At 49.5% G+C, this 19,156-nt stretch carries 17 protein-coding genes; all 17 read left to right on the top strand.

The window, feature by feature from the left end; genetic code table 11:
- Window positions 1-120: 120 nt before the first annotated feature.
- The 17 genes from NSS79_RS31390 (at window position 121) to NSS79_RS31310 (ending at window position 19,082) form a co-directional block, all read left to right on the top strand.
- Window positions 121-510 (top strand): flagellar protein FlaG, encoded by a 390-nt coding sequence (locus NSS79_RS31390; protein ID WP_342437422.1) that lies wholly within the window; start codon window positions 121-123, stop codon window positions 508-510.
- A gap of 17 nt (window positions 511-527) precedes the next feature.
- Complete coding sequence (gene fliD / locus NSS79_RS31385) at window positions 528-2,417, top strand: flagellar filament capping protein FliD (RefSeq protein ID WP_342437421.1); 1,890 nt, start codon at window positions 528-530, stop codon at window positions 2,415-2,417.
- A gap of 19 nt (window positions 2,418-2,436) precedes the next feature.
- Entirely contained in the window at window positions 2,437-2,847 is a 411-nt protein-coding gene (gene fliS, locus NSS79_RS31380; protein ID WP_341096757.1) for a flagellar export chaperone FliS, read from the top strand.
- Window positions 2,840-3,181 (top strand): flagellar protein FliT, encoded by a 342-nt coding sequence (locus NSS79_RS31375; protein WP_342437420.1) that lies wholly within the window; start codon window positions 2,840-2,842, stop codon window positions 3,179-3,181. The genes fliS and NSS79_RS31375 overlap by 8 nt, the downstream gene beginning before the upstream one ends.
- Before the next feature lie 225 nt (window positions 3,182-3,406).
- Complete coding sequence (locus NSS79_RS31370) at window positions 3,407-3,604, top strand: cold shock domain-containing protein (protein WP_019915069.1); 198 nt, start codon at window positions 3,407-3,409, stop codon at window positions 3,602-3,604.
- 332 nt (window positions 3,605-3,936) lie between these two features.
- Window positions 3,937-5,394 (top strand): S-layer homology domain-containing protein, encoded by a 1,458-nt coding sequence (locus NSS79_RS31365; protein WP_342437419.1) that lies wholly within the window; start codon window positions 3,937-3,939, stop codon window positions 5,392-5,394.
- Window positions 5,395-5,578: 184 nt separating this feature from the next.
- Window positions 5,579-6,130, top strand: a complete 552-nt coding sequence (raiA, locus tag NSS79_RS31360; RefSeq protein ID WP_342437418.1) for a ribosome-associated translation inhibitor RaiA — start codon at window positions 5,579-5,581, stop codon at window positions 6,128-6,130.
- A 357-nt stretch (window positions 6,131-6,487) separates the two neighbouring features.
- Window positions 6,488-8,995: a preprotein translocase subunit SecA gene (gene secA / locus NSS79_RS31355; protein ID WP_342437417.1), complete on the top strand. Its 2,508-nt coding sequence runs from the start codon at window positions 6,488-6,490 to the stop codon at window positions 8,993-8,995.
- A gap of 190 nt (window positions 8,996-9,185) precedes the next feature.
- Complete coding sequence (locus tag NSS79_RS31350; protein WP_342437416.1) at window positions 9,186-9,461, top strand: hypothetical protein; 276 nt, start codon at window positions 9,186-9,188, stop codon at window positions 9,459-9,461.
- 54 nt (window positions 9,462-9,515) lie between these two features.
- Window positions 9,516-10,629 (top strand): peptide chain release factor 2 gene (gene prfB, locus NSS79_RS31345; RefSeq protein ID WP_342437415.1). Its coding sequence is split into 2 segments (ribosomal slippage): window positions 9,516-9,587 and window positions 9,589-10,629, totalling 1,113 coding nucleotides; the frame shifts between segments, so codons are not numbered across the junction.
- Between the two features lie 158 nt (window positions 10,630-10,787).
- On the top strand, window positions 10,788-11,672 hold the full coding sequence (locus NSS79_RS31340; protein ID WP_076109619.1) for a YitT family protein: 885 nt from the start codon (window positions 10,788-10,790) through the stop codon (window positions 11,670-11,672).
- A gap of 191 nt (window positions 11,673-11,863) precedes the next feature.
- Window positions 11,864-12,913, top strand: a complete 1,050-nt coding sequence (gene argC / locus NSS79_RS31335) for an N-acetyl-gamma-glutamyl-phosphate reductase (protein WP_218642518.1) — start codon at window positions 11,864-11,866, stop codon at window positions 12,911-12,913.
- Window positions 12,914-12,934: 21 nt separating this feature from the next.
- A complete protein-coding gene (gene argJ, locus NSS79_RS31330) occupies window positions 12,935-14,167 on the top strand; it encodes a bifunctional ornithine acetyltransferase/N-acetylglutamate synthase (protein WP_342437414.1) in 1,233 nt (410 codons plus the stop codon).
- Between the two features lie 40 nt (window positions 14,168-14,207).
- The gene (gene argB, locus NSS79_RS31325; RefSeq protein WP_342437413.1) at window positions 14,208-15,026 is read left to right on the top strand and encodes an acetylglutamate kinase; all 819 of its coding nucleotides are present in this window, start codon (window positions 14,208-14,210) and stop codon (window positions 15,024-15,026) included.
- 228 nt (window positions 15,027-15,254) lie between these two features.
- Entirely contained in the window at window positions 15,255-16,541 is a 1,287-nt protein-coding gene (locus NSS79_RS31320) for an aspartate aminotransferase family protein (protein WP_342437412.1), read from the top strand.
- The gene (argF, locus tag NSS79_RS31315; RefSeq protein WP_342437411.1) at window positions 16,538-17,506 is read left to right on the top strand and encodes an ornithine carbamoyltransferase; all 969 of its coding nucleotides are present in this window, start codon (window positions 16,538-16,540) and stop codon (window positions 17,504-17,506) included. The genes NSS79_RS31320 and argF overlap by 4 nt, the downstream gene beginning before the upstream one ends.
- A 340-nt stretch (window positions 17,507-17,846) precedes the next feature.
- A complete protein-coding gene (locus tag NSS79_RS31310) occupies window positions 17,847-19,082 on the top strand; it encodes an argininosuccinate synthase (RefSeq protein WP_038597293.1) in 1,236 nt (411 codons plus the stop codon).
- Window positions 19,083-19,156: the final 74 nt, after the last annotated feature.

Raw genomic sequence — 19,156 nt, 5'->3', positions numbered from 1 at the left:
AGCTCCGGGGAAACCCGGAGCTTTTTTTCTTTTTTTTTGCTTGACAGGGATCAAATCCTAAATTATCCCTAAATGAAACCGATATATACAATATAAATAGCGTTGCTGGAGGTCAGGATAATGAATGTACAGTTTTCACTTACTGCCAGTTCCACAATAAGCAGGCCTAACGGTACAGAGAGCAATCACAGCACAGAGTCGACATCACAGGTGAAACCACTTTCTCCAATTCAAGATACTAAGGAGATGAGTTTGAGAGAGAAGCAAGGCGTGAACGTATCTGTGGCCGAAGAACAGCTTATTCGAACCATTGAGCGAGCAGTGAAATCTCTACAAGGGCCTCAGACCACGCTGGAGATCAGCATCCACGAGAAGACGCATGATATTATGGTCAAGGTACTCAATAAAGATACCGGTGAGTTAATTCGTGAAGTTCCCCCAGAGAAAACACTGGATCTCGTTGCTAAAATGATGGAAATCGCAGGTATACTTGTAGACGAGAAAGTCTAACATTTGGAGGTGCTGATTTGGTTACAAGAATTAATGGATTTTCTGGCATGGATATTGATAGTATGGTCAAGAGTATGATGGCAGCTAAACGGGTGCCACTGGATAAGCTCAATCAGGATAAACAAGTATTACAGTGGACTAGAGAAGGATACCGTGAGCTGAACAGTGTGCTGTATGATTTTCGTACAAATAAACTGAACGATAAATATAAAAAATCCGACTCCTTAAATGCGAATAAAGCCGTGACCACAGGGAATACAACTGCAGTGAAAGCCGAAGCTACAGCAACGGCAAATGGAGTGGATATGAAGGTAAGTGTAAGTAAGCTTGCTACCAAAACCACGCTTCAGACCCCCGGCTTAGGTCAAGGTATACCCAGTTCAACTTCATTGGCACAGCTTGATGGTGTAGCTTTGTCAGAGCTCTCTGAAGAAGAAGAGGCTGCATATCTCAAGAAAGGCTTCGACATTACCATTAACGGGGTGAGTTTCAAGGATAGTGCAGGTAATTCTCTGTTTAATGGTCTCACATCTATCTCTTCCCTGGTGGCAGCGATAAACACCAATACAAAGGCTAATGCTGTTGCAAGCTATGATGAGATTACAGGAAAGCTGTCGATTGCATCGAAGGTTGGTGGTGCAGATGGGAAGATTAAAGTCGAAACCCCGGCTGGAAGCAATTCATTACTGGCACTCTTTTCAAAGAAAACAGTGGTCGAGACTAACGGAGCTGGCCCAGGCGTCACAGATGACAAAACATTGGCTGACCTGCAGAAGATGTTGGATGGTAAAGACCCTGCTCCGGATGCTCCGGCGAAGTATTATGATTTTGTTATTAACGGAAAGCAGTTTGTATTTACTGCTTCGACCTCAATAGCATCAGTAGTGACAGCAATCAATACAAAACCCGATGTCAATGTGACGGCAAGCTTCACAAATGGTAAATTAACGATTACCGGTAACTCTGGTGGAGAAGTGAAGATGGATGGAGCCTCCTACGAATTTTTAGGTCTATTCAAAGGAGCTGTACCTTTTGCTGAAGGCCCGGAGCCGATCAAAGAGGTTATCAAGGGTGAAAATGGAATAGTCACGATTAATGGTGAAGTTATCAATAACGTTACTAGCAACGTTTTCACTATCAATGGGGTTCAGCTGACATTATTGGATGTGACCAAGGATAGCAATGGAACTGACATTCCTGCCAATGTTAAAACTCAAAGTGATCCGGATAAAGCTCTGGAATCCATCAAGGGTTTCATGGATGACTACAATGCCTTAATAAAAGCACTTAATACCAAAGTTAATGAGACTAGGTATCGTGATTTTAAACCACTGTCAGATGAGCAAAAAAAGGAAATGAAAGAAAACGATATTGACAGCTGGACAGTAAAAGCCAAAAGCGGTTTATTCAAAAATAATGATATTATCACAAGTCTCTTATCCAAAATGAGAGAAACGATTACCGAGAAACTTGGAAGCCTTAATGCAATTGGTATAACTACAGGGAATTATATGGAGAATGGTAAGCTGGTCATAGCGGATGAGACAAAGCTGAAAAATGCGATAAGCGCCAATCCTCAACTTGCGCTCGATCTTTTTCAAGGTCCCGCCAATGCACCGGAAAAAGGTATCTTCAACAAATTAGCGAATAGCATTACCGGCACCTTAGACATGATCACTGAGCGGGCGGGTACCAATAAATTTTCCATGGACTTAAGTAGTACATTTAAAGAAGAAAGTGTCATGGGGAAACAACTTAAAGGTTACAATAATCGGATTTATATTATGCAGAAAAATCTTCAAATGGTAGAAGATCGTTACTATAAGCAATTCTCAGCAATGGAAAGTGCAATGAACAAGCTGACGACACAGTCCTCCAGCCTGATGTCCAGCTTGGGACTATCTTAAAATAAAGGGTGAGACTATCTTGCTTAAATCTCCTTATGAGAAATACCGACAATCCTCTATCCAGACTTCCACGCCTGCACAGTTAGTTGTAATGCTGTATGACGGTGCAATTCGTTTCGTGAGAACGGCAATGGATGGGCTGAGCAAGCACGATTTGGAGAAAACTAATCTTAACCTCGGCAAAGCTCAGACCATTGTCAGTGAGCTGATGAGTACCCTTGACTATACCTATGAAATATCGAAAAACTTATACTCTATGTATGAATATACTAATTTCCTGCTGGTCGAAGCCAATATTCGTAAAGACATGACTAAGGCAGAAGAAGCGCTGGGTTACTTAACTGAACTGCGGGAAACCTGGCTTCAGGCTTCGAAGATCGCAGCAGGTCAGGGGCCAGAGCCGACATCTACGGAAAGTGCTAATGGATAAAGACAAGCTTATTGCAGAATTGCAGCAATTGACGCAGAATATGATGGGTCGGTTATACGAAGCTGAATTCGAAGACTTGGAGTCTTTCGTGGAAGAACGGCAAAAGCTGATTGATGACATTATCCGACAGTTCTCGTCGATTCCTGCATCGGTGGCGCAAAAAGTCGAAATCGAACGAATCCTGCATCACGATCCGGAAATCACCGCCCGCATGAACGCCCTTCGCCTGGAGGCTCAGGATTGGCTTTATAAGCGTAATCAAGCTAAGCAACAGCGCAATGCCTACGAGGCCGGATACACCCCGGACAGCTTCCTGATGGACCGAAAAAAATAATAATTTCCTTATGATTCATCTCAGGAGCAGGCGGGTATTAAATAGCGTCTGCTCCTTTTTTGATGAAAATATCACAAGGTTGACGACTTTATATTAAATTTAGGTATGGTAATTTATTGAAAGAAAACATTTACTATTCCAATTGACAATAAAGAAGCAGCGGTGGTATAGTCGACTTGTGAGCAAGACTCACGTTCATCTGATGACGAAGGGAATGTTTAATCAATGGAAGGTAAAGTTAAATGGTTTAACGCAGAAAAAGGTTATGGCTTCATCGAAACTGCCGATGGTGGCGACGTATTTGTACACTTCTCCGCGATTCAAACTGACGGTTTCAAGACTTTGGATGAAGGACAATCCGTAGAGTTTGATATCGTAGAAGGCGCACGCGGACCACAAGCAGCTAACGTCATCAAATTATAATCATCCGGCGAAGCCGACCTACATATATGGTAGATGGTTAGCAATTGAGACTACGCTAGCGCGGACCTTGGGATTACTCCTGAGGTCCTTTTTTGTTGTTCAGGCAATTAACCAGAGTAGCAAAATAAGAAAGAATGAGCGTAGGTTAAATCAATAGTTCCCAAAATTTTACCAATTTTGTGTTAGATTCACCCTTGTAGAGGGTAATGTAAAACGTTGGGCTCTCAATGTGCCTCGACATACACAACTATGGCGTATGCTTCCGGGAGGATGTGGAAGAAGCGATGAGTGAAGCCTATGCCCATCAAACACTCAGGAGGATGAACAGCTGAATGAAGAAAACATGGCGTGGATTTATGACCGTACTACTTGGAGTTAGCATGTTGTTCGGGGCTCTGGGCAGTGTTTCTGCCGCTTCTGTGCCAAAGGATATTAAGGGACACTGGGCACAAAGCCAACTGCAGAACTGGCTGGACAAAGGATATTTGGGTGGATACCCTGATGGTACGGTTAAGCCCAATAAGGTGATTACCCGGGGCGAATACGTTGCTTTTGTAAACCGCCTCTTTGGATTTACGGATACGGCGGCTATCAGCTTCAAGGATCTTCAAAAATCCAACTGGGCTTACAATGAAGTAGCCAAAGCTGTAAAAGCCGGATATATCGCCGGTTTTAGCGACAAGACCTTTCGCCCTTTAAGCCCGCTGACAAGACAGGAAGCAGCAGCGATTACTGCCAGATTACTTAGTCTGAACACAGGCAGCACTACACTTGCATTCAAGGATAGTGCGCAGATTTCTGTGTGGGCACGGGGATCCGTTGCTGCGGTAGCCAATAAGAAGATTATCAACGGGTATACAGACGGAACCTTCGGCCCTAAGAAATCGCTGACAAGAGCTGAAGCGGTTACCATCATCGGAAATTCGGTAGCTAACCGGCCGGGTGGCTCTGGTGGTACTGTAACACCTACACCTACGCCAACAACAGCGCCAACCGCGACACCTGCACCTTCGGCAACACCTGCACCAACACCAATTCCAACTAGCGGTACAGGCGGAGGCAGCGGTGGTGGAGGAGGCAATGGCGGTGGCGGTGGCATCACTGTTCCATCCGTAAGTGGTGTAACCTACGGTCATGTTGGTGTTGTTACAGCAGATGTGTATCTTACACCTTCAGTGACTGGCGAGGTCTATTATGTTGTGGCCCCTTACAGCAGTACTGTATCGGCACCGAGCGCTTTGCAGATTAGAGACGGTCTGACCAGTGCCGGAACAGCTGGTGTCAATAGCGGGAAGACTGCAGCAACAGGCAATACAACTGTATCCTTCTCTGTCTATGGCTTGCAGGCGGGTACTGAGTATGCAGCCTATGTAACGCTTGCTGATTCATACGGAAACTGGTCAGAAGTATCGACACTGCGTTTAACCACTGCTGCAAGCAGTGCAACGTCTATTACTGCTGTTAAACCAGGGGAGATAGGTACGGTTACAGCAGATGTGTATGTCACCTACGGGCAAGCAAGTGGGACTGCTGCACCGGTAAGATACGTGGTGTTGCCGGCTAGTGCAGCTGATCCGAGTGCAGCTCAAATTGCCCAGGGAAAAGATAGTGCCGGAACAGCGCTGTCAGCTCCTTGGACGGGTTTAATCAGTCCTGCACCTGCTCCTGGAGTAAGACAGACGCTGGGGTTAACAGGCCTGACTGCGAATACCGGCTACAAGGTATATCTCATTACCGGCAGTGAAAACACATGGTCACCGGTGGAGATCCTGCGCATTCATACTAAATAAGTAGTAATGACTGACCTTGGTCCGGAAGAGGGTGATGATACAATTGCCCCTTCCGGGCCAATTGTGTATTTTCGGGGAAATCGTAGCATCTTATGTTAGCTAAATGTAAAGGCTGTCATGATTTGTTTTTTACTTAGCGCTGACAATTTGGTATAATGAAAATGTAAACAAAGGAGGAGTGCCCATGCAATTCAGCATTCGAGGTCAACAAATTGAAGTGACCGACGCTTTGAGAGAATATGTTGATAAGAAGCTCAGCAGACTTGAGAAGTATTTCGATGCACCCCCTACCTCAGAAGGATATGTGACGCTTGGCGTTGTCCGCGGCCTTCATACGGTGGAGGTAACCATTCCACTGGCAGGTGTGACGCTTCGTGCCGAGGACCGCAGTGATGACATGTACGCTTCCATTGATGCTGTTGTGGACAAGCTGGAACGCCAAATCCGCAAGCACAAGACCAAACTTAATCGCAAGTTCCGCCAGGAAGGAGGCCTCAAGACGCTCTTTGTCGAAGGATCCCCTAGTGCTGTTGCCGTAGAGGAACAGGATTATGATGATTTGGAAGTTGTGCGTAACAAGCGGTTTACCTTGAAGCCTATGGATGTCGAGGAAGCGATCCTGCAAATGAACATGGTTGGACATAATTTCTTTGTGTTCTCCAACATCGACACTTCTGAAGTGAGTGTTGTTTACAAACGAAATGATGGAAAGTATGGCTTGATTGAACAGAACTAGATTCTGAAAATCAACAAGGCATTAGCTGAGGCGGCGGTAATCGTTTCAGTCTGACGTAGAAAATTAACCGAGCCCCTATTCGTGTGAATCGAATAGGGCTCTTGTGCGTATATAAACGGAGACAGAAAAAAAAGGGCAACATTGCCCTCCAAAGGTACAGCGGCATTCAGCGAAAATATGAAGTTAAAACGCGACTGAACTTTTTTTGCAAAATAAGGTTGCGGCCTGCTCGTATTGCGGCATCTCTTACAAACTGTTACAATTTATGAAGCAGCGGAATCGAAATAATATATGGCCCTTTCAATTTTGTGGGATGGGCTCGATTCCACCATCTGTGTTGCATGAAAGGGGTTAACCATGCTAGGACTTGTAAAGAAAATATTCGGCGACACCAATGAACGGGATGTCAAACGTCTAATGAAGACGGTCGAAGTAATTAATGGACTGGAGCCGGATTTTGTGGCGCTTTCGGATGAAGCGCTCAAAGCTAAGACTGAAGAATTCCGCGCCCGTATTGAGAAGGGCGAAACCTTGGAAGAGATTCTTCCCGAGGCCTTTGCAACCGTACGCGAAGCTTCCAAACGGACGCTGGGCATGCGGCATTTTGACGTACAGCTGGTTGGGGGGATGGCGCTGCATGAAGGCCGGATCTCCGAGATGAAGACAGGTGAAGGTAAGACACTGGTAGGAACGCTGCCGGTATATTTGAATGCATTGCTGGGTAAAGGCGTGCATGTTGTAACCGTAAATGACTATCTCGCTCAGCGCGACAGTGCGCAAATGGCACAAATTTATAACTTCCTGGGCTTGACCGTCGGGGTGAACCTGAACGGTATGGACCATGCTGATAAACAAAGCGCTTATGCCTGCGATATTACGTATGGCACGAACAATGAATTCGGCTTCGACTACCTGCGTGACAACATGGTGCTCTACAAGGAGCAAATGGTACAACGCCCGCTATACTTCTGTATTATTGATGAGGTTGACTCCATCTTGATTGATGAAGCCCGTACCCCGCTTATTATTTCCGGACAGGCTGAAAAATCGACAGAGCTCTATTACGCAGCAGACCGTTTCGTGAAAAAGCTGACTGCTGAAGAGGACTACACCATTGATATTAAAGTGAAGTCCGTGGCTTTGACTGAGAAGGGTGTCGCTACGGCTGAACGTGCTTTTGGCATTGAGAATCTATATGACCATTCCCATGTAACCTTGAACCATCATATCGTACAAGCCCTCAAGGCCAATGCTATTATGCGCCGCGATGTGGATTATGTAGTAAATGATGAAGAGGTTGTTATTGTCGATGAATTCACGGGCCGTCTGATGGCCGGACGCCGTTATAGTGACGGTCTGCATCAAGCGATAGAAGCCAAGGAAGAGATTCAGGTACAGAATGAGAGCATGACGCTCGCTACAATTACGTTCCAGAACTACTTCCGGATGTATCGTAAGCTGGGTGGTATGACAGGTACTGCGAAGACGGAAGAAGAGGAATTCAAGAAGATCTACGGGCTGGAAGTTCTCCAGGTGCCGACCAATAAACCTAATAAACGTGATGATATGCCAGACGTCGTGTACAAGAGCGAAAATGGCAAATTCAACGCTGTAGTAGCGGAGATTGTAGAGCGCCACAAAAAGAACCAGCCGGTACTGGTAGGTACAGTATCCATCGAGAATTCCGAACGCGTATCTGAAATGCTGAAACGCAAGGGTGTTAGACACCAGGTACTGAACGCCAAACATCACGAGTCAGAAGCGGAAATCATCTCTCATGCCGGACAACCGGGAACAGTAACTATCGCTACGAATATGGCTGGCCGTGGTACGGATATTGTACTGGGTGAAGGTGTGACCGATCTGGGTGGGCTGCATATTATTGGTACGGAGCGGCATGAATCCCGGCGGATTGATAACCAGCTGCGTGGACGCGCGGGACGTCAAGGCGACCCGGGCTCAACTCAATTTTATCTGTCGCTTGGCGATGAACTGATGAAACGCTTCGGAGCGGACAATGTCCTGAATATGATGGACCGTCTCGGATTTGAAGAAGATCAGCCGATTGAGAGCCGTATGATTACCCGTGCAGTGGAATCTGCCCAGAAGCGGGTAGAAGGCAATAACTTTGATATCCGTAAGGTCGTATTGCAATATGATGACGTAATGAATCAGCAGCGTGAGATTATCTACAAACAACGCCGCGAAATTCTGGAGTCTGACAACATTAAAGATATCGTAGTAGAAATGATCAAGCCGGTCATTGACCGTGTGGTTAACGCCCACTGTAGTGATGATATTCCGGAAAACTGGGAGCTTCAAGAGGTTGCTGATTATGTAAACAGCAAACTGTTGGAAGAAGGCGTTTTGACACGTGACGATCTCTGGGGCAAGGAAGTTGAAGAGATCATCGAGTACATCTTCACCCGTGTGCTGGAGAAATATGCAGCCCGTGAAGAACGTCTGGGTGCTGAGCTGGTACGCGAATTCGAGAAGGTTATCGTACTTCGTTCCGTAGACAGCAAATGGATGGATCATATTGATGCGATGGATCAGCTTCGTCAAGGGATTCACCTGCGCGCTTACGGCGGTACCGATCCGCTTCGCGAATATCAATTCGAAGGCTTTGAAATGTTCAATGCCATGACCGCCAGCATTCAGGAAGAAGTAGCGACCTACATTATGAAGGCGCACATTGAGACGAATCAGGAACGCCAGTCGGTAGTGGAAGAGGACAAAATCTCCACAAATGCTGAGCCTGCCGAGAAACGTCCGGTGCATGTGGAGTCTGCGATTGGCCGTAACGACCCTTGCCCTTGCGGAAGCGGCAAGAAGTACAAGAACTGTCACGGACAGAACGCGTAAGACATAGTTAGTACTTGATGTTATGATTCTGTTAAAATAGTGAGCAAGTACGAAGTGGCGAGTGCATTTTAATGCTTTGCGCTTTAGGTCTTGTTCATTGCTTCAAAGGTTATAATGACAATAAAATGCGGCTGGGCCCGGGGGGACTCCCCCGTTTTGCGGCCCGGCCGCTTTTTTGGACTTTAGGCGATTGCGAGATTCCCAAGCGGAGCAGAAGGAACTGGTTCTTGAGAACCTAGCCATGAAGGTGAGAGTAACGGAGGGGAAGTTTGGAACTGTAGGAGCGCTAGCGTCCGCCTTTGTCTTCGGATTTCTACCGCTAATAGCGGATAAAATCAAGAAATCTGAAGACAACAGCGGCCGAAAGTCCAAACATTCCACGCAGTTACGGGCATCACCGAATAATACGCTTTGTTCTGAAGAACAATTCCGCCAGCGAAGCGCGTTGGACTCCCATGTCGCCTAAGTCCAATAAGCCGCCCGGCGCAACCACTTATTTTTGAAAGGTGAAGTGAACCATATGATCGATGCTAACGTGAAGCAAGACCTGCGTGAAATAGGCAAGAAACTAACCAACCTTAGGGGGTCTCTTTGACTTAGATCTGAAGCAGGAGATGATCGCAAACTTTGAGGAGAAGATGGCTGCTCCCGGATTTTGGGACGATCCCGAGAAGGCGCAAGGTGTAATCGCCGAGATGAACGCGGTAAAATCCAGCGTGGATCAGTATGAGAAGCTGCAGCAGGATTATGAAGATGCCGCAATGATGGCTGAGCTTGCCGATGAAGAAGGCGATGACGCCCTGGCAGCAGAGATTGCCGGAACTATCCGCAGTGTTGGCAGTAAAGTCGATGAGTTCGAGCTTCAGCTGTTGCTGAACCAGCCGTATGACAAGCTGAATGCAATTTTGGAGCTGCACCCGGGTGCTGGCGGAACGGAATCTCAGGATTGGGGACAAATGCTGCTGCGGATGTATACGCGGTGGGCGGAAAAGCACGGATTTAAAGTAGAGGTGCTCGATTATCTGCCGGGTGATGAAGCGGGGATTAAGAGTGTTACCCTGCTGATCAAGGGTTTCAATGCCTATGGCTATTTAAAGACTGAAAAAGGGGTCCACCGGCTGGTGCGCATTTCACCGTTTGACTCTTCCGGAAGACGCCATACTTCTTTTGTCTCCTGCGATGTCGTTCCGGAAATAGCCGATGATGTAGAGGTGGATATCCGTACAGAAGATCTGAAGATCGATACGTACCGGGCCAGCGGCGCAGGCGGTCAGCATATCAATACAACCGACTCTGCCGTGCGGATTACCCACTTGCCGACAGGTGTAGTGGTAACCTGCCAGAACGAGCGCTCGCAGATCAAAAACCGGGAACAGGCAATGAAAATGCTCCGTTCCAAGCTGTATGAGCGCAAATTACAGGAACAACAGCAGCATTTGGATGAAATCCGCGGCGAGCAATCTGAAATTGCCTGGGGAAGCCAGATTCGCTCTTATGTATTCCATCCCTATAGCATGGTAAAGGATCACCGCACTTCCGTGGAAACCGGAAATGTCGGAGCGGTCATGGACGGCGATTTGGATCTGTTCATTGACGGGTACTTGCGGAGCCAAATCAAAACAGAGGTTGAATAAGCGGAACTGTATTCCTACGCGTCTTCGGAGGTGTAGGAATTTTTGTGATGTAAGAATGAAATGCCTGTAATTCCCGCCAAGTTGAAACGCTCTGGAACAACAACTTGACTTGGCGGCGATATATAAGCAAGATCACATCTTAAGGAGAAAAGGCATACATGCAAAAAATCAATTCACGCAACAAACCCCCGTTGATCCCGCTGAACGGGCCGCTGCGCCATACCGTAGATATTGTGCTCATCTTGGTCGGGTCGCTGATTACCGCGCTTGCTTTTAATCTGTTTTTCTTGCCGAACCAGATTGCATCCGGCGGGGTTTCGGGATTGTCCGTACTTGCCGAAGCCTGGTTTCATGCGGAGCCGGCATTTACGCAGTGGGCGCTGAATATCCCGCTGTTTGTGCTGGGGATCATCTTTCTCGGCAAGCAATATGGAATCCGCTCCTTGCTGGGGAGCTTTGTGCTGCCGCTGTTTATTTTCCTGACCAAAGATGGGCCTGTTCCTACAACAAACCCGCTGCTGGCTTCCATCTATGGTGGTATCGGCGTGGGTCTGGGTCTGGGTCTGGTTTTCCGCGGGCGCGGTTCGACAGGTGGTTTGACCATTCTGGCGCAGATTATCCAGAAGATCACCGGGTTCAGCTTCTCACTCTCCGTTGTGCTGTTGGACGGCACGGTCATTACGCTGGCTGCTTTTGTACTGGGGATGGAGCAGGCGATGTACGCATTGATCGGGCTGTTTGTTACAGGCAAAGTAATCAACGCGCTGGAGGTAGGCTTTAGTACGACCAAGGTTGCGTATATTATTTCGGACCAGACGGAAGAGATATCGCAGGCGATCTTAAACGACCTGGACCGTGGTCTGACTAAGCTGAAGGCTGAGGGCGGATATACTGGTGACAATCGTACGGTTCTCATGGCAGTTGTCGGGCAGAACGAGATTACGAGGCTGAAGGCCATTGTCCGCTCAGTTGATCCGGGGGCGTTTGTCATTATAACGGAGGCTCATGAAGTATTGGGCGAAGGCTTTAAAAGAGAAGCATAGATTTTTCCTTAGGGGAAGCTCAACGCTTCTCTTTTTTCTTAGATATCGGGTCACGGGCTGTGGTGGAAATCTAAAAATGCTTGGAATAAAGTTGACGCAACATGTTGTATTTATATTAATTCGGACGTATAATAATACATATTTGCAGGACGGTATTCATTCAATTCATAAAGCAGGAAGTGGGGATGACAGTGGAAGGCAAGCTGAGAGCGGCAATTGTCGGATCAACGGGTTATGGAGGCGTGGAGCTGATTAGACTGCTGCAGAACCACCCTGATATAGAGGTTACGTCAGTGATCTCCTCATCGAGTGCGGGCGAGCCCATTGAGAATGGATTCCCCCACTTAACGGGAATTATCCAGCGCAATCTGGATGGTGTCGACCCGGCAGAGATCGCCGGAAGGGCGGATGTCGTGTTCACGGCTACGCCGTCGGGAGTCAGTGCGAAGCTGGTGCCGCAATTGCTGGAGGCAGGACTGAAGGTCGTCGATTTATCGGGTGACTTCCGGCTGAAAGACGGTGCGGAGTATGAGCAGTGGTATAAGCATCCGGCTCCCCCTCAAGCTTACCTGGAGCAGGCGGTCTACGGCTTATGTGAGGTATTCGGGGAACGTGCCGCCGGCGTGGATTTTATCTCTAATCCGGGCTGTTATCCTACGGCAACACTGCTGGGGCTGATTCCGGCGCTGAAGGCAGGCTGGATTAAGCATGACAGTATCATTATTGATGCAAAATCGGGAGTTTCCGGAGCAGGGCGCGGAACGAGTCTAATGGTCCATTTTGCCGAGATCAATGAGAATCTCAAAGCCTATAAAATCAACAAACACCAGCATATCCCCGAAATTGAGCAGGTGCTCACGGAGATTGCCGGAGAGAAGGTAACTGTAACGTTCACTACGCATCTGGTTCCGATGAACCGGGGGATTATGAGTACGATGTATGCCGGGATGAATGGAAATTATAGCGAGCAGGATTTTGTGGAATTATACCGTGAGTATTATGAAGGCAGACCGTTTGTCCGCGTCCGCGGGGCTGGCGTGGTTCCGGCGACGAAAGAGGTCAGCGGCTCCAACTACTGCGATATCGGGTTTGCCACAGATGCCCGTACAGGCCGGGTTACCATAGTGTCCGTGATTGACAACATCGTTAAGGGCGCAGCAGGGCAAGCGATTCAGAACCTGAATTTGATGATGGGATGGGAGGAAACCCGTGGCCTTGGCTACACGCCTGTGTATCCGTAAGGTTCAGCGGTCAAACATACAATGAATGAGATTAAAGCTTTTACCGTCGTGGAAGGCGGAAGTATAACTGCACCGAAGGGCTTTACCTCTGGGGGGCTGCATTGCGGCCTCAAAAAAACGGACCGCAATGACCTTGCGGCCATCCTTTGCGAGGTGCCTGCCACGGCTGCTGCTGTCTATACGACCAATGTATTTCAGGCTGCTCCGCTGAAGGTGACACGGGAAAGCCTGGCGAACGGGGTATTGCAGGCAGTAATTGTAAACAGCGGAAACGCCAATGCCTGCACTGGTGAACAGGGAGAAGCCGATGCCTATGAAATGCGCGCCGCCGCTGCACGTCATCTTGGTGTGAATGAGCAGGATGTTGCGGTTGCTTCTACCGGGGTAATCGGTGAGCTGCTGAAGATGGATTGTGTACGCAGCGGAATTGCCGGACTTCCGGAGAAGCTGGATGGGGGAGCGGCTGGTGCGGAGGAATTCTGCCAGGCTATTTTGACTACCGATCTGGTGAAAAAAGAATGCTGCGTGAAGGTACGGGTCGGCGGCGAGGAAGTTACAATTGCCGGAGCGGCTAAAGGTTCGGGAATGATTCATCCCAATATGGCCACGATGCTGGGCTTCATGACCACGGATGCGGTCATTGATGGGGAAGCTCTGCTGACCCTGCTGCGCACGGCTACCAATTCGACATTTAATATGATCACGGTGGATGGAGATACGAGCACCAATGATATGCTGGTAGCGATGGCCAGTGGTCTGGCCGGCAATGAGAAGCTGACGCGGCTTCATCCGGATTGGGACGCTTTTGCCGCTGCATTTATACATGTCTGCAAGACGTTGGCCAAGGCAATTGCCCGTGACGGCGAAGGTGCAACGAAGCTTATTGAAGTGCAGATCAGCGGGGCGGTCCATGACGAGGCTGCAGGTGCGATTGCCAAAACGGTGGTCGGCTCCAGTCTGGTCAAATCGGCGATATTCGGTGCAGATGCCAACTGGGGAAGAATCATTGCTGCGGTGGGACGCGCGGGAGTACCTGTATCACCAGAGCGTGTAGACATTTCGCTGGGAGAGATCGAGGTGCTGAAGCAGTCGCGTCCGGTCGCTTTTGATGAAGAGAAGGCACTTCACTATTTGCAAAAAAGCGATACGATATTGATTACCGTAGCTTTATCTGATGGGGACGGTGCGGCTACAGCCTGGGGCTGTGATCTCACTTATGATTATGTGCGGATCAATGCGGCCTACCGTACCTGACCAACCAGTTGCATAAGCCCATGGGAAGGATACCGATACTATGACCGATGAACGTATAGAGAAGAATAGGGCCGGCGGGCTGTTCGTGATGAAATGCGGCGGCAGTACGCTGGCGGCATTGCCTGACTCTTTTTTTGAGGATTTAAGAGAGTTGCAGAGCAGCGGTGTGAAGCCTGTGATCGTTCACGGCGGCGGTCCGGCGATCTCCGGAAATTTGGCAAAACTGGGTATTGAGAGCCGTTTCGTGAACGGTTTGCGGGTGACGACCGAGGAAGTGCTGGATGTGGTGGAGATGACCTTGGCCGGGAGTATCAACAAGGCGATTGTCCGAAGAATTCAGGGCAGCGGCGGGCAGGCACTTGGCCTATCTGGTGTCGACGGCAATCTCATCATGGCCAAACCGGTAGCGAACAGCGATGAAGTGGGCCAGGTCGGTGAAGTAACCGGGGTCAAAGCACAGATCATCAAGGGTATTCTTGATTTGGGTTATATTCCTGTAATTGCTCCTATCGGTGTGGATGCTGCAGGCCAGCGCTATAATATTAATGCGGATACAGCAGCCGGAGCGGTGGCTTCTTTTGTGGAGTCGCCCAAAATGATTGTAGTGACGGATGTTCCCGGCATTATGCGTACAGTGGAAGGACAGAAAATTGTGCTTCCGTCGGTGACGGTAGCGCAGATTGAAGAATTGATCGAAAGCGGCGAGATCTACGGCGGGATGATTCCTAAAGTGAGGGCCGCGATGGACTGCATTCAAGGCAGTGTGTCGGAGGTCGTTATTGTGGACGGCAAGGAGCCGAAAGTACTCAGCCGGGTGCTGCAGGGCGAAGAGTTAGGAACGAAGATTATCTCTTCCTAATATAAGTTGAACAAAAGAACTACCTAGGGGCAAAAGCAGCGGCCGGAAGTCCAAACATTCACCGCAGTTGCGTTCTATGCCGGATCGGTAAATCTAAAGTTCAACTTATGTAGCTGAATTTGATAGAATGCAAGAGAAGATATACTGCACAGCCGCATTGCTGATTGGAATCACAAAATACAGCGCTGCCGGAATACCGGAAGCAGCATGGTGGGAGAGTGACTAAGAATGAGTAAGCTAACGCAAGCGGAAAAGGATTCTTTGACAGGGGCAACGGAAAACCGTTCAGCGGAACTGGAGGATCAGGGGGCTGCTCCTGCCAAGCTGGGTGCGGTATTCCCGTCCTATGCCAGATATGACATTAGTCTGGTCAAGGGCAAAGGCAGCTGGGTATGGGATGATCAGGGAAACAAATATCTCGATTTCATGTGTGGTCTGGCTGTGACCAGTCTGGGGCACGCTCCAGAGAAGGTTGGCGCGAAGCTCAAGGCGCAGATTGATACGCTATGGCATGTGTCGAACCTGTTCCACATTCCGGGCCAGGACCGAGTGGCAGCGCTGCTTACGGGCAACAGCTGTGCGGATCAGGTGTTCTTTTGCAACAGTGGAGCAGAAGCGAATGAGGCTGCGATCAAGCTGGCCCGCCGCTATCACCAGAAGGTAAAGGGCACGGGGCGTTATGAGGTTATCACGTTCGAACAATCCTTCCATGGCCGCACATTGGCGACTCTTACGGCTACCGGCCAGCAAAAGGTTAAAGAAGGCTTCCTGCCGCTTCCGGCAGGCTTTAAGACGGTGCCTTTGCATGATCTTCCGGCGCTTAAGGAAGCGATCTCCGAGAATACCGCAGCCATTATGCTGGAGATGGTGCTGGCGGAAGGCGGCGTGCTTGAAGTGAAGCAGGAGTTTCTCGACGCAGTGGTGGAGCTGTGCAAGGAGCATGGTCTGCTGCTGATCGTCGATGAAGTGCAGACCGGCATGGGCCGTACCGGCAAGCTGTTTGCACATCAGCATTACGGCATTGAGCCGGATATTTTCACTTTGGCCAAAGGTGTGGCCAGCGGTTTTCCGGCGGGGGTTATGCTGGGCAAAGGCTATTTGCGTGAAGCGTTCAGTCCGGGCAGCCATGCGAGCACCTTCGGGGGCACGCCGCTTGCCGCAGCGGTGATGGAAGCGACCATCGAGACGATGCTCGAAGATGAGCTGCCGCAGCGCGCAGCCGAAATGGGCCGGTACCTCACCGGATTGCTGGGAGAGAAGCTGGCAGATACGCCGTTTGTGAAGGAGATCCGCGGCAAAGGCTTGTTGATCGGCATCGAATGCCAGTCGCCGGTAAGCGATATTGTGCTGGCCGGACAGAAGCAGGGATTGCTGTTCGTACAGGCCGGACCGAATGTGATTCGGCTGCTGCCTAATTTATATGTAAGCAAAGAGGAGATCCACCAGGCGGTGGACATCCTTTCCGAACTAATTCATACTTATGCTAACAAAGAAAACGGGGAGGCAGGTTCATGAGCCAGGGTGTAGAAAACGCTGCGAATACAATCGCACAGCAGCTCAAAGGCCGTGATTTACTGGAGCTGAACGATTACAGTCCGGAAGAAATCACGTATTTGATCGATTTGGCCATCGAGCTGAAGCAGAAGCAAAAGAACGGCGAGGTCTATCAGCCGCTAAAGGGCAAGACGATCGGACTGATCTTCGAGAAATCCTCAACCCGCACACGCGTTTCATTTGAAGTGGGGATGTATCAGCTGGGCGGTCATGCGCTTTTCTTAAGCAAAAATGACATTCAGCTCGGACGCGGAGAAACGGTCGGGGATACGGCGCAGGTAATGTCCCGTTATCTTGACGGCATCATGATCCGTACCTTTGGTCATGATAAAGTGGAGGATCTGGCGCGTTATGCCTCAGTCCCTGTAATCAACGGGCTGAGTGATCTGGCTCATCCTTGCCAGGTGCTGGCCGATTACCAGACGGTCTATGAGCACAAGGGCAAGCTTAAAGGGCTGAAGCTGGCTTATATCGGCGACGGCAACAACATGGCGCATTCCCTGCTGATCGGCGGAGCCAAGCTGGGTGTGCATGTCTCCATCGCCGGACCGGAAGGCTATGAGCCGGATGCCGCTGTCGTCGCGGAAGCGCGTGAGATCGCCAAGGAGACCGGCTCTGTCATCGTTATTACCCGCAGCCCGCAGGAAGCGGTACAGGATGCCGATGTCATCTACACGGACGTGTGGGCGAGCATGGGCTTTGAGGCCGAGCAGCTGGCCCGCGAAGCGGCGTTCAAGGACTATCAGGTCAATGAGGAACTGGTCAAAGGCGCGAAGAGCGACTACCTGTTCCTGCACTGCCTGCCGGCCCACCGCGAGGAAGAGGTCAGTAGCGGTGTAATCGACGGTCCGAATTCGGTCATTTTTGACCAGGCTGAGAACCGCCTGCATGCGCAGAAGGCTCTGATGGCCGCGCTGATGGGCTAATTAATTTAGCCTTAGGTTTAGAGTGAATAAAGATTGATCTTGCAAGGGTCTTGCTTGGTCTTATACTATATAAAACACTATATAGGTTGAACTTAATAAACAGCGTTAGAATTCCGGTGCAGAGCAACGGAGTGAAAGTTTGGAACTGTAGGAGCGATAGCGTCCGCCTTTATAATCAGATTTCTCCCGTTGTACGCGGGCTTATAAATCATAGAAATCTGATTATAACAGCGGCCGGAAGTCCAAACCTTTCACGCAGTTGCGTCTGATCACCGGAGTTCTATAAGCGAATTTTTGAAGTTCATCCTATACCCCCCACACGAAAGGAAGTTGCTTCTTCATGGCTAAAGAAAAAATTGTACTCGCCTATTCCGGCGGACTGGATACCTCGGTCATTCTGAAATGGCTGAAAGAAACCTATGACGCGGAGATCATTGCTTTTACAGCCGATATCGGCCAGAAGGAAGAGCTGGATGGTCTGGAGGAAAAAGCACTGGCGACCGGCGCCTCCAAAGTTTACATTGATGATCTGCGCGACGAGTTCGCGAATGACTTCATCTACCCGATGTTCCAATCGGGCGCACTTTATGAAGGACAGTACCTGCTGGGCACCAGCATTGCCCGTCCGCTGATCGCCAAGCGGATGGTGGACATTGCCATCGCTGAAGGTGCTACAGCAATAGCCCATGGCGCAACAGGCAAAGGCAACGACCAGGTACGCTTTGAGCTGGGTGTAGCTGCACTGGCTCCGAACATCAACGTTATTGCACCTTGGCGGCTCGAAGAGTTCCGCAACCAGTTCCCGGGCCGTGCAGAAATGATTGCTTATGCGGAAGCAAACGGAATTCCGGTACAGGCCTCAGCGGCAAAACCGTATTCCATGGACCGCAATCTGCTGCATATCAGCTATGAGAGCGGCGTGCTGGAGGATCCTTGGTTTGATCCAAGCGCACCGGAGAACAAGGGAATGTTCCTGCTCAGCAACGCGCCGGAGGATGCTCCGGACGAGGCGGAATATTTGGAGCTGGATTTCCTTAAAGGCGATTGTGTTGCGCTGAACGGCGAAGCTTTGACCCCCCTGCAAGTCATGGAGAAACTCAATGAACTGGGCGGCAAGCACGGTATTGGTCGCGTAGATATGGTGGAGAACCGTTTTGTAGGTATGAAGAGCCGCGGCGTGTATGAAACTCCGGGCGGAACGATCCTGTTCACGGCACACCGCAAGATGGAGTCCATCACCATGGACCGTGAAGTGATGAACCTGCGTGACAGCCTCATTACCCGTTACAGCACTTTGGTATATAACGGCTTCTGGTTTGCGCCTGAACGTCTTGCTCTACAGGCTCTGGTCAAAGAAAGCCAGCAGAACGTGACCGGTACGGTGCGTCTCAAGCTCTACAAAGGCAATATCATCGGTGCCGGCGTCAAGAGTCCGGTCAGCCTGTACAACCCGGATATCGCGACGATGGAAGCTGATCCGACACAAGCTTATGACCAAGGCGATGCCACAGGATTTATCCGTCTGAATGCCCTGCGTTTGAAGGTTTCGGCAGGTGTAGCGGAATCCAAGAAGTAGAGTATTTTAACCGCGCGGCGGTATTTAAGAAATAAGTTCAGCTTAATTAAGCAGACATCCGAAGGCCGTTCCTC

It is taken from the genome of Paenibacillus sp. FSL L8-0436, assembly GCF_038593025.1.
Lineage (GTDB): Bacteria > Bacillota > Bacilli > Paenibacillales > Paenibacillaceae > Paenibacillus_AQ.
The sequence above is the reverse complement of the archived record's forward strand: the minus strand, read 5'-3'. Positions and strand labels throughout refer to the sequence as shown.